Raw genomic sequence first — 11,103 nt, forward strand, 5'->3', positions numbered from 1 at the left:
CGTGTGCTTTTGTGGTCTCAGGTCTTGCGAAGCAACAGAACGAGATTGCTACCCAGGACTTCTCGTACCAGCGGGACGCGCATGATCCACCAGAACCGGCCCGGTAGGTAGCGGGGAAAGGCGCGCAGCAGGGTGGCCTGCCCGGCCGGGACGGACTGGGCCCACCGAAGTCCGTCTGCGGCTGTGACCTTGAAAAGTGAGGTCCCGTAGAGGTTTTTCGGCGGATGGCCCTGCTTGTCGGTGTACCAACGCGCGGCGCGGGCGCCACCGAAGTAGTGGGTGAGGCCCATCTCATGTCCGCCGAACGGTCCGTACCACAGGGTGTAACTCAGCAGGACGAGTCCGCCGGGCCTGGTCACGCGCAACATCTCTCGGGCCATCGTCCACGGATCCCGGATGTGCTCAGCGACATTCGACGAATAGCAGATATCGACGGTATCGTCCGCGATCGGCAGCGCCATTCCCGAACCGCGAACGCTGGCACGTTGGGGGAGTCCTGCCGCATGCATCTCGGTGGGGTCGGGTTCGACGGACACGTAGTCGGCGCCGCGGGTCCGAAAGACCTCGGCGAAGTACCCGGGCCCACCGCCGACGTCCAGCACGGTGAGGCCCCGCAGATCTGTGCCACTGACATCGAGGTGTAGTGCCTCGATGAGCTCGACCGAATCGTCCGCGAGTGCGCCATAGAACCGATCCGGATCGGACTGTTCGTACCGGAAGTGGTTGAGCAGGCGCACCGACCGAGACGCTGTGGCACGCTTCTGCGCTCGGGGGGTGGTTCGGTTCACGCCGGACACAATACTTGCCGTGCAGAACCACCCACGAACCTCGGCGATACGCAGAATTGACAAGATGAAGTAGAAGTTGCCATTGGCAAACCTTCTGGTATGTTTCGAATGCTGAATCAGTCATCCACGCCAGTGTTGGCTGTCGCACCAGGGAGGGAACCTTTGATGAATCTGAAACGACGCGTGCTCACTGTGGGAGCCGGACTCGTCATCGCAGGAGCAGGAGCGCTGGCAGCAGCTCCGGTGGCTTCGGCGCTGGCAGTGACGCCGGCGCCGGGTGGCGCCTATGTCCACCTGAACTCGGGTGAGGCCCGGGTGCTGCACGATGCGCAGATCGGCGATGCGGTCAACCAGGTGGTGCCGCAGCGTGATGATCGGTACGGCCAGCAACTCGGGACGTTCATCGATACCTGGTCAGGCTATGCGGCCACGTCGCCGACCGGCCACTTCTGGGTCGGCGTCACCGGACTGCCTGAAGGCACCTGGCACGTGGGATACAACAGGTAGAGCTCTCGCCGGGGACAAGTCCGCGTCACCTGCGCGAAGGTGGCGCGGGCTTGTCGGGTTCTGCCCGCTACCCTGGCTCACAGTGAAAAACGCCCCAGCAAAGAACAATGACGCGGACCCCGCCAACCCCGCACCTCTGCGTGAGGTGCTGTTGTTGTGCTGGCGCGACAGCGACCATCCCCAGGGTGGTGGGAGCGAGCGATACCTGGAGAGGATCGGCGCAGAGCTGGCCCGAGGTGGGGTTGAGGTCACGCTGCGCACGGCGCGGTATCCGGGGGCGGCTGCCTCTGAGGTCCGCGACGGGATCAAGGTCTCCAGGGGCGGCGGACGCCTCGGCGTCTACCCATCCGCGCTGATGGCGATCGCGCTGGGCCGGTTCGGTCTCGGACCATTGGCCGGACTGCGTCCCGACGTGGTGATCGATACGCAGAACGGCATCCCGTTCTTCGCCCGTTGGGTCGCCGCGGCGCCGGTGGTGGTGCTCGTCCACCACTGCCATCGGCGGCAATGGCCGGTGGCCGGAGCGCTTCTCGGCAAGGTCGGCTGGTTCATCGAATCGCGTATGTCGCCGTGGGTTCACCGGCGATCGCAGTACCTGACGGTGTCATTGCCGTCGGCCGAGGATCTCGAACGGATGGGGATCGGTTCCGAACGGGTGGCGGTGGTCCGGGCCGGCACCGACCCGGTGCCCGAGGTGGCGTCGGACGCATCTGGGGCGCTGCGCCTCTGCGTGCTCTCGCGGCTGGTGCCGCACAAGCAGATCGAGCATGCACTCGAGGTGATGGCGCGGCTGTCGGCGACGCATCCCGACGTGGCGCTCGACGTCATCGGCGACGGCTGGTGGTCTGAGCAGTTGCGCTCGCACGCAACTGAACTGGGGGTCGATGATCGGGTCGTCTTCCATGGTCACGTCAGCGAGATCGACAAGCACCGGTTGCTCGCCGGCGCGACGCTGCACGTGATGCCCTCGCGCACCGAAGGGTGGGGCCTGGCAGTGGTCGAGGCTGCCGGACACGGTGTCCCGACCATCGGCTACCGCTCGTCGCGAGGACTGACCGATTCTGTGATCGACGGCGTCACGGGGGTGCTCGTCGACAACATCGACGAACTCGCCGCCGCAACAGCACAATTGCTCGACGACCCGGCGTGGTGCCGTGAGCTCGGTGAGAAAGCCAGTCAACGTGCCGAGGGATACTCGTGGCCGATCGCCGCGTCCGGCGTGACGCACGTGCTGACCGAGGCCGCCGCACACCGGCGGGTGTCGGGGCTCGTGCAGAATGCCGATCGTTAGGCTGCCCGCCCGATCAGAGATTCAGTGCTGCACCGGGCTTCACCTTGAAGCTGGGCATGTCCTCGAGTGAGACCGTGGCCTCGTAGGTCCGGTCGTAGCCGGTTGCGCTGATCTTCCAGCCCTCGGCGGTGCGGCGATAGCGATCGTTGTAGAACGCTGCGCCGAACAGCATGAAGTTGAAGTCGGCCACGATCACCCGGTCCTGCAAGTACCAGCGGCCCGTGGCCTCATCGCCGTCGACGACGATCTCGGGGTGGTCGACCCGATGCTCGGTGATGATGGCCGGACCGAGTGACGACTTCATGAAGTCCACCAGTTGGTCGCGGGTGGTGAACGACAGGCTGTCGCCGTAGTCGCCGGTGACATCGTCGGCGAGTGTGCTCTCGAACTCGTCCCACGCTTTGGTGTCCAGGGTGCGGAGGTAGCGGTACTTGACCTGCTTGATGGCTTCGATGTCGTCCACTAGCTGATCCTCTTTCGGTGCGCTGATCGGTGCGCCCATTGCAGCACAGCAGCCACAAATGCATTGGCGATCAAAAGAATCCACCAGAGATGGGCGATCCATACGAGCGTCCGATCGGTGCCGGACGCTGCAAACGACCGTGGTGCCTGCACCTGATGGACCTGCAGGTCATCGCCTGCGAAGACGGTGTCGAGTTGCGCGAGGGTGCGTGGGGCGTCGCCGATCGACCCCGAATCGCCCTCGACGAGGATCCAGCCGACGCCGAGTTCAGACAGGACACTCGGGTCTGCGCCGGCCACCAGCGCGGCCTCGGCGCGGGCGGCCCGCGAATCGGAGACGTCGACACTGTTGCCGCCGACCACGAGTTCGCCGGTCTGCAGGACGTCGGCGCGTAGGAGTCGAGGCGCGGGGTCGAGGGATACGTGCCCGGTGAATCCGTACTCCCGGTTCATCCCGGTCGGCAAGATGAGCACATCACCCTGCCCTGGTCCGATCACGTCAGAAACCCGCTGCCAGTCAGTGGGATATGTACTCGGGGTCAGCGTGTTGCCGACGCCCCAGGCGAGATCGGGTAGCGGTGCCATGATCAGCGCCGCGGCGATCGTCGCGGCGAAGGCCCGCGGAACGTAGCGACCGATGACCTGGACCGCTGCCGCAGCGGCGAGGGCGTACAGCGGTGCGGCCAGTGCGATCCACTTCTGGGTGTCGCGCAGCAGTCCGGCGCCGGGTATCGCCTCGACGAGCCATTCGAGCACCGCGATCCCTGGTGGGGTCGCGGCCAGTACGACGAGCACGATCGCCGCGACGCCGAGCCCCGCGGCGCCCACGATCACCGGGTTGCGCCGTCGTCGGTACAGCGTCGGCAGACCTATCGCCACCACGATGAGCAACAACGCAGTGGCGACCAGCGCCCACCCGCTGCTGCGGCTGGCGGGAACGGCGCCGGCGTTCCAGATACCGCCCATCCCCAGTACTGAGCCGACGGTGCCGAGCAGGGGTTCGGCACGTGCGGCGAATACCGCAACCGACCCGGAATCCGCTGATGCCGTCGCGCTGCCGCCGACCGCTGCGGCGGTGAGCCAGGGGAGTGCGCTGAGCAACCACACCCCGAGTGCGATGGCTGCCGTGCGCAGGCGGTGGGTTGTCGGCGCCCCGCGGATCAGGGCCGGGAAGACGAGGGCCGGCAGCAGGGTGAACGCGGCGAGCAACGACCCGGTAGGCGTGAATCCGGCGACCGCGAGCCAGCCGCCCAGCGCTGACCAGTGGGCGTACGAACCGCCGCGGCGTACCTGCACCGCACAGACGAAAAGCCAACCGAGGGAGGCATATCCGAACAGCAGGCTCCACTGACCTTGCAGGAGACGCTCGGCGACATAGGGATTCCAGATGGTGATGACGACCGCGGCGATCATCCCGGGCGTCCCCGACGCGGGTAACGCGAGCCGGGCCAGTCTGCCGTACCCGGCTCCGGCGAGCAGTAGGGCCGCGAACGTCAGCACTTTCACCACGACGCCGCCGTCGACCACGTGCGACGCCACTGCGATGAACCAGTCCTGCGGTACCGCACGAGGAGCGCTGTCGCCGAGCCCCAATGCGGTGTCCGTCAGATAGGACCGCGGCGTGCTGACCATGTCGCGAATCAGCAGATGACCGGGGCGGAAGATCGGCGCCAAGATCAGCAGCGTGAGGCCGGTGCTGGAGAGCCACAGGGCGATCCAGTGCCTGCGGGTCATGGGTCGAACCCTAGAGGGTGACGTCACCCGATTACGCGTGCCAGGCGGATGACCGCCTCGTGGATCATCGGGACCGGGGTTTCGCCGAAGGTGAGTCTCAGATGCGAATGGTCCGACTCCGCGGGGAACCATGGCGCCCCTTCTCCGACCAGGACGCCTTCGGCATATCCGGCCGCTGCGACGTCGCGATCGTCGAACCCGGCGGGCAACCTCACCCACAGATGCATGCCGCCGTGGGGAATAGCGGGAATCTCCACCTGCGGGATCAGCCGTCGCAGGGCGCCGACCAGAGCGTCCCGGCGTTCGCCGAGCGCGCGGCTGACCTGCCGGTTGTGCCGCGTCCAGGCCGGTGAGTTCAGGAACTCGACGGCGGCCTCCTGCACCGGACCCGAGACGTAGAAGTCGTCGAGGGTCTTGGCCGCGCGCAACCGTGCCAGCGCCGGACCGCGCGCGCACAGTGCGGCCACGCGCATGCCGGGTCCGACCGGCTTGCTCAGTGAACGGATGTGGACGATGTGACCGTTCACGTCGTGAGATGTCAACGGAGGCGGCGGTGTCCGGTCGATTCCGAGGTAGCGCGCGTAGTCGTCCTCGATCACGAACATCGAATGCTTGTGCGCCAGTTCGAGGATGTCGTCGCGGCGAGAGTGCGACAGGGTGACCCCGCTGGGATTGGAGAACGCGGGTTGCACCACCAGCAGTCGGCTGCCGGTCCGGGCGATGGCGTCGGCGAGCAGGTCGGTGCGGATGCCGCGCCCGTCCATGGGGACGGGTATCACGTCGGCGCCGTGACTGCGGGCGATGGCGACAGTGCCGGTGTAGGTGGGGCTTTCGACGATGACCGGTTCGCCGGGCCGGACCAGCGCACGGATGGCGATCGAGAGCGCGCTTTGGCCGCCCGCGGTGACGATGACCTCGGAGGCGTGGATGCCGTCGATCTCGGAGGCGAACCAGCGCCGGAGTTCGGGGCTGCCCTCCAGGGGGTACCGGCCCCAGCTGTCAGACCGTTTGATGGCTCGCGACATCGCGGCGTTCAGAGCGGCCGTGGGCAGCAATTCGTCGTCGAGGTATCCGCCTTTGAGTCGGATGACGTCGGAACCGGGGGTCCGCCAGAGGTCCAGGGTCCGCGACAACTCGGGCGGGATCCGGGAGCCGAGGACCGACTCCTGCCAGGACGTGTCCGCCGGGACCCGCGGTGAGGGTGGGGCGGCGACGAATGACCCTGCGCCCGGACGCACGTCGACCAAACCCTCCGCGGCGAACTCGGAAAGCACCCGCTGAATCGAGTTCGGCGAGACGCGGTGCTGTTGCTGCAGCAACCGCACCGACGGCAGCCGCGTCCCTGACGTGCTCTCCGATATCAGGGACCGGAGGGTTTCGCGAAGCACTGTTACTCCGCTATCGTTATCCATGAGTGCCAACGATAACAGTGCGCCTGTTTCTGGGATAGCGGATAACGGTCGTCGCAAGGTGTCCGCCCATTCGGGCATCCTTCTCGGCGGTCTCGGTGTGCTGGCGTTCAGTTTCTCGCTACCGGCCAACAAGCTCGCGGTAGCCGGGATCGACTCCTACTCGATCACCGCATGGCGGGCCGCACTCGCCGGACTGCTGGCCCTGGGTTATCTGCTGATGGTGCGTCCCACCATCCCTTCTCGACGAAACCTCGGTGCCCTGCTGTGCTCCGGCTTCGGTGTGGTGATCGGCTTCCCCCTGTTCTCCTCGCTGGCGCTGGAGACCATCGACGCCTCCGCCGGTGCTGTGGTGCTGGGTCTGCTGCCCGCCCTCACCGCGACGTTCGCGTCCCTGCTCGCGGGCGAGCGCCTGCCCTGGATCTTCTGGCTGGCCACCGGCGCGGGAGCGCTGGTGCTGGTCGCCTATCTGCTGAGCACCAGCCCCTCGGGATTCTCCGGGTTCACGCTGGAGTGGGGGCATCTGTGGATGGTGCTGGCCACCGTGAGCGCCGGATTCGGGTACGCGGTCGGCGGGGCGCAGGCCAAACAGATCGGTGGGGCACAGAGCGTGTCGTGGGCACTGGTCCTGCTGTTGCCGGTGTCGATACCGGTCTCGGTCGTGCTCGCGACGACGGGCACCTACGAGATCACCGGAACGGTCGTCGCCGGCATGGTCTACGTCACCGTCATCTCGCAGTTCCTCGGCTTCTTCGCCTGGTACGGGGGGCTGGCGCGTGGCGGGATCGCGAAGGTCGGTCAGATCCAACAGATTCAGCCACTGATGACGATCGTGTGGTCGGCGCTGCTGCTCGGAGAACGTCCCGATCCGTGGATCTATGCGGTCGGGGTGACGCTCGGACTGCTGGTGTGGGTTGCACAGCGCGCCCGGTTCCGCACTGCGCACAGTGATCCGCCAGGGATGACACCCGACCTCGACACCCTCCCTCAGCTGGAGGCGGCGGCTGCTTTGAGACACTGAGCGCCATGGCGAGGGTGATGGCGGGTGTGGGCGGTGTCGCCGTCGGCACCATGATCGCCAACATCTGCGGATACCTCATCCATCTGCCCGCGGCCCGATGGCTCAGCGAGAGTTCCTACGGCGAGTTCGCCGTCTTGCTGCAGACGATGCTGGTGCTCGGGGTCCCCGCGCTGGCGCTGCAGGTGGTGATCGCGCGGGAGGTCGTGCGTGGGCGTCCGATCGGCGACCTGGTGTCGATCACGATCCGGACAGCGGTCGCCGTGCTGGCCGCTGCGGCGGTGGCCGTGCCGCTGGTGATGTGGATCGCCGACACCGGCCTCGCGGCGACCGTGGCGGCGTTCGCGACCGCGCCGCTGCTTGTCCTGATCGCCGCGGGTCAGGGGATCCTGCAGGGCAGACAACAGTTCTCGCTCCTCTCGTGGGTACTGGCCGGCGTCGGCGCCGCGCGCACGGTGCCCGGGATCGTCGTTCTTGCTGCGGGTGGCGGTGCGGCCGGGGCGCTGACCGCAACCGCAGGTGGGGCCGCGGCGTCGGCTGCGGGGGTATGGATCGCGGTGTCGCGGACCGGGTCGGCGTCGGAACGCCGCGCGAGTACCGAGGCTTTGGCACTGACGATGGTGCTGCGCGCGTCGCAGGTTCAGCTCGTCCTCATCGCACTCAGTTCGGTGGATCTGCTGCTGTCGCGGCCGATCCTGGGAGAACAGGACGCCGGCGTCTATGCGCTGGGAACCATTGCGACCAAGGCCGCATTCTGGCTGCCGCAGGCCATCGGCGTGGTGTTGTTCCCACAGTTGGCGGACGCCGCGCGGTCGTCGGCGGCGTTGCGGACGGCAGTCGGCTGGCTGCTCGCGATTGCCGTGGTGGTGGTCGGTGGGGCCGCGATCTTCGCGCCGCTGGCCCCGGTCCTGGTCGGAGATGAATACCGGGCCGTCGTCCCGATTCTGTGGATCTTCGCGCTCACCGGTAGCGCCCTGTCGGTCTTGCAGGTCGGCCTGCTCGCGGCGATCGCGCGGGACCGGACACTGGTCGCGGCCTCGAGTTGGCTGGTCCTCGTCGTCGAGGTGGTGATCGTCGTGGTCTGGGTGCACAGCATCACCACACTGGCATTGACCGCGGCCGGCTGCGCGGTGATCGGGACCGCGCTGACCTTCGCCGCCCTGACGTTCACCACCTCGACGACACGCCGCAGGGTCTCGGGCAGTCGTACTGTGGACGCATGAGCATTCGTCTCGGTTACCAGATCCCCAACTTCTCCTACCCCGGCGGCAACGTCGCCGACCTGTTCCCGACCGTCATCGCGCAGGCGCAAGAAGCCGAAAGTGCGGGTTTCGACACGGTTCTCGTGATGGACCATTTTTACCAATTGCCCGGTATCGGGTCGCCGGACGAGCCGATGCTGGAGGCGTACACGGCGCTCGGTGCACTCGCGACCGCGACGTCGACCATCAATCTCTCGACCCTGGTCACCGGCAACACCTACCGCAACCCGGCCATGCTGGCGAAGACCATCACCACCCTCGACGTGATCAGCGGCGGTCGCGCGATCCTCGGCCTCGGGGCCGGCTGGTTCGAACTCGAGCACCACGAGATGGGCTATGAGTTCGGCACCTTCACCGAGCGCTTCGAACGTCTCGAAGAGGCTCTGCAGATCATCGAGCCGATGCTGCGGGGTGAGAAGCCCGAACTCGACGGCAAGTGGTACCAGGCGCACGGAACCCGCAACAACCCGCAGCTCCGCACCGACCTGCCGATCATGCTCGGCGGCGGCGGCGAGAAGAAGACCTTCGGGATGGCGGCGCGCTACGCACAGCACCTCAATGTCATCGCCGCGCCCAGCGAGCTGCCGCGCAAACTCGATGCCCTGGCCAAGCGTTGCGAGGAGGCGGGGAGGGATCGTTCGACGATCAAGACCAGCTTCCTGGCGACCGTATTCCTCGATGAGGACGGCGACAAGGCTCGCGCCGAGGTGGTGAAGAGGATGCGCGCAAACGGCGTCGACCACGACACCGTGAGCGCAGACGACTGGGCGAAGGCCACCGAACGTTTCTTCGTGGGTTCGCCCGACGAGGTCGCCGCGGACATCAAGGCGCGTGTTCTGGACGCCGGCATCGACGGTCTCACCATCAACATGCTGCACAACGGCCACGAGCCGGGGAACATCACGCTAGCCGGTAAAGCGTTGGCCCCGTTGGTGAATTAGCCCTCCACGCACAAACCCACTGAGACCAGGCAAACCCAGGTGCCGCAGCACCTGGGTTTGCCTGGTCTAGCTGGGTTTGTGTCAGCGACCCTGCGGCGGATCCTGGTCGGGCACGGTCCATCCGGGATCGCGGACCGGCGGATTTCCTTGCTGCCCGATGTTCTGCTGATCGAGGTAGGGATACTGGTCGCCCACCTCGGCGAAGCCGTCCGGATTGTTCTCGGCGAAGCCGGCCTGGTTGTTCCCGGCGAAGCCGGCCTGGTTGCTACCACCGCGGTTGTCCCGCACCGCTGGGATCTGACGTGTCTGGTCCGGATCGTAGGGTGGCGCAGGGTGCTGACCACCCGTGTCCCTGGCTCCCGCATCGCCCCGGTACTGCTTGATCAAATCGGTCCGCTGCTGCTCGTCAGGATCGGACGGGCCGTAAGGCGAACCCGTGGCCGGCGCCGGCGAGTTGGGTCCGCGGAGCAACAGCCACACGCCTGCGGCGAGCAGCACCACCCCGAGGATGCCGACACCGATCGGGATCCAGCGACCCCACAGCTTGATCGGACTGCCGAGGTCTTTCGCGTCGGTCGCGAGTTGCTCCTGTGTGCTCTGGGTGTAGGAGAAGACGACATCGAGCGCGGTGAGCCGGTAATCGAGCATCGCCTGCGGTGAGTCGTCGCTGACGTTGAGCTTGAACTCCTGCTTGATGTGCTCACGCTCGTTGATGATGGTGCCGCTGACCGGATCGACGTAGAGGTCGCGGGTCGTGGTCTGGATCAGCGAGGCCGGCAGTCGCTCGTTGTTCCGGTAGCCCTCGAATCCTCCGTACCAGCCGGCAGGCTGATCGATGGAGGTACCCGCGAGCTGCTGGTCGTTGGCGTCGGTGAGGGTGCTCAGGTCGGTCTCGGGGACCTCCTGGGTGAAGTGATAGGTGTTGATGCCGTTGATCTCGGTCTCGTCGACGAACTGCAAGGGATTCGTGGTGCGGCTGGGCAGATCGAAGTACGTGTACGTCTTTCCCTTGTCGACGCCGAACGGGAAGCGGTACTGCAGTCCCTGACGGTCGGGCAGGCTGACGCTGTTCTCGCCGGCGTCGACCTGGACCTCGGACTGTCCGCCGCCGCTGATCTGCGGTTCGGCGGTGGTGCGATTGGTGGTGATCCGATCACGGGTCGCGGTGAGAAGTGCTGTCATGCAATCGTTCTGACCGCCCTGCGCCGGAGGGGTCACGGTCTCGTCGCCGTCGGTGTACGAGTCGATCCGGATGGAGTTGCCCGCCTGGAAGGTGGCCTTGTTGGCATCGGCGGGGTCGACGACGAGGACGCGCTGCTGCTCGGTGAGTTTCGCGTCCGACACCTGCGGCCGGGGCTCGTCGAGTGAGCAACGGTTGAAGATCTTCGCGGGCAGCGCGTCACTCTCGGAGACACCCTGCTGGCCCTGGCTGTCGGCGACGCTGGTGATGTCGAGATCCATGGGGGTCTTCTTGAGCGTCCCCACGTAATAGAGGGGGAGCGCGATGGCCACCACGATCAGCAGAACGCCGAAGAAGATGGCGACCGGTCCCGCGAGGTCCCTGGCAGACATCCGAGGCCCTGTTGCCATACGTCGTTTCTCCTTCAGATCTTCGTCTCGGTGCAGCTGGGCAATAGTGCGAGACTAACAGCCGAGGTCGTCGCGGCCGGGCAGTCAGCGCAGCCCTACGC

The 11,103-nt window shown here is 66.6% G+C and carries 10 protein-coding genes; 5 read left to right on the top strand and 5 right to left on the bottom strand.

What is annotated here, in order from left to right; translation table 11 throughout:
- Window positions 1–17 precede the first annotated feature (17 nt).
- Window positions 18–788 (bottom strand): class I SAM-dependent methyltransferase, encoded by a 771-nt coding sequence (locus tag DFR67_RS10720; protein ID WP_211324998.1) that lies wholly within the window; start codon window positions 786–788, stop codon window positions 18–20.
- Window positions 789–953: 165 nt separating this feature from the next.
- Here DFR67_RS10720 and DFR67_RS10725 point away from each other — a divergent pair, with 165 nt between their 5' ends.
- Together DFR67_RS10725 and DFR67_RS10730 are read left to right on the top strand one after the other, a co-directional pair.
- Window positions 954–1,295, top strand: coding sequence for a hypothetical protein (locus DFR67_RS10725; RefSeq protein ID WP_110469491.1), 342 nt, complete (start codon window positions 954–956; stop codon window positions 1,293–1,295).
- A 136-nt stretch (window positions 1,296–1,431) separates the two neighbouring features.
- Window positions 1,432–2,586 carry a glycosyltransferase family 4 protein gene (locus DFR67_RS10730; RefSeq protein ID WP_110469579.1) on the top strand — a complete coding sequence of 385 codons (1,155 nt, stop codon included), beginning with the start codon at window positions 1,432–1,434 and terminating at the stop codon, window positions 2,584–2,586.
- Between the two features lie 13 nt (window positions 2,587–2,599).
- On the opposite strand, the gene DFR67_RS10735 is transcribed toward DFR67_RS10730, so the two are convergent.
- Genes DFR67_RS10735 through DFR67_RS10745 form a run of 3 tightly spaced genes read right to left on the bottom strand, consistent with a single transcriptional unit; the run spans window position 2,600 to window position 6,194 of the window.
- Window positions 2,600–3,049 carry a nuclear transport factor 2 family protein gene (locus DFR67_RS10735; RefSeq protein WP_245937870.1) on the bottom strand — a complete coding sequence of 150 codons (450 nt, stop codon included), beginning with the start codon at window positions 3,047–3,049 and terminating at the stop codon, window positions 2,600–2,602.
- The gene (locus DFR67_RS10740) at window positions 3,049–4,782 is read right to left on the bottom strand and encodes an MmpA family trehalose lipid delivery protein (protein ID WP_110469492.1); all 1,734 of its coding nucleotides are present in this window, start codon (window positions 4,780–4,782) and stop codon (window positions 3,049–3,051) included. The genes DFR67_RS10735 and DFR67_RS10740 overlap by 1 nt, the downstream gene beginning before the upstream one ends.
- A 23-nt stretch (window positions 4,783–4,805) precedes the next feature.
- Window positions 4,806–6,194 (bottom strand): aminotransferase-like domain-containing protein, encoded by a 1,389-nt coding sequence (locus tag DFR67_RS10745; protein WP_110469493.1) that lies wholly within the window; start codon window positions 6,192–6,194, stop codon window positions 4,806–4,808.
- Here DFR67_RS10745 and DFR67_RS10750 point away from each other — a divergent pair.
- Genes DFR67_RS10750 through DFR67_RS10760 form a run of 3 tightly spaced genes read left to right on the top strand, consistent with a single transcriptional unit; the run spans window position 6,193 to window position 9,412 of the window.
- Window positions 6,193–7,212 carry a DMT family transporter gene (locus tag DFR67_RS10750; protein WP_110469494.1) on the top strand — a complete coding sequence of 340 codons (1,020 nt, stop codon included), beginning with the start codon at window positions 6,193–6,195 and terminating at the stop codon, window positions 7,210–7,212. The genes DFR67_RS10745 and DFR67_RS10750 overlap by 2 nt on opposite strands.
- Window positions 7,213–7,217: 5 nt before the next feature.
- Window positions 7,218–8,432, top strand: a complete 1,215-nt coding sequence (locus DFR67_RS10755; RefSeq protein WP_245937871.1) for a polysaccharide biosynthesis protein — start codon at window positions 7,218–7,220, stop codon at window positions 8,430–8,432.
- Window positions 8,429–9,412 carry an LLM class F420-dependent oxidoreductase gene (locus DFR67_RS10760; RefSeq protein ID WP_110469496.1) on the top strand — a complete coding sequence of 328 codons (984 nt, stop codon included), beginning with the start codon at window positions 8,429–8,431 and terminating at the stop codon, window positions 9,410–9,412. The genes DFR67_RS10755 and DFR67_RS10760 overlap by 4 nt, the downstream gene beginning before the upstream one ends.
- 81 nt (window positions 9,413–9,493) lie before the next feature.
- Here DFR67_RS10760 and pgfA read toward each other — a convergent pair whose 3' ends face one another.
- Window positions 9,494–11,002: a cell envelope lipid trafficking protein PgfA gene (pgfA, locus tag DFR67_RS10765; RefSeq protein ID WP_110469497.1), complete on the bottom strand. Its 1,509-nt coding sequence runs from the start codon at window positions 11,000–11,002 to the stop codon at window positions 9,494–9,496.
- Between the last annotated feature and the right edge of the window lie 101 nt (window positions 11,003–11,103).

Source organism: Williamsia limnetica (assembly GCF_003217475.1).
Lineage (GTDB): Bacteria > Actinomycetota > Actinomycetes > Mycobacteriales > Mycobacteriaceae > Williamsia > Williamsia limnetica.

Excerpts from the sequence above, each read along its gene's own strand:
- DFR67_RS10725 (WP_110469491.1), top strand. The coding sequence starts at position 954 with ATGAATCTGAAACGACGCGTGCTCACTGTGGGAGCCGGACTCGTCATC.
- DFR67_RS10755 (WP_245937871.1), top strand. The coding sequence starts at position 7,218 with ATGGCGAGGGTGATGGCGGGTGTGGGCGGTGTCGCCGTCGGCACCATG.
- DFR67_RS10760 (WP_110469496.1), top strand. The coding sequence starts at position 8,429 with ATGAGCATTCGTCTCGGTTACCAGATCCCCAACTTCTCCTACCCCGGC.
- pgfA (WP_110469497.1), bottom strand. The coding sequence starts at position 11,002 with ATGGCAACAGGGCCTCGGATGTCTGCCAGGGACCTCGCGGGACCGGTC.
- DFR67_RS10750 (WP_110469494.1), top strand. The coding sequence starts at position 6,193 with ATGAGTGCCAACGATAACAGTGCGCCTGTTTCTGGGATAGCGGATAAC.
- DFR67_RS10745 (WP_110469493.1), bottom strand. The coding sequence starts at position 6,194 with ATGGATAACGATAGCGGAGTAACAGTGCTTCGCGAAACCCTCCGGTCC.
- DFR67_RS10740 (WP_110469492.1), bottom strand. The coding sequence starts at position 4,782 with ATGACCCGCAGGCACTGGATCGCCCTGTGGCTCTCCAGCACCGGCCTC.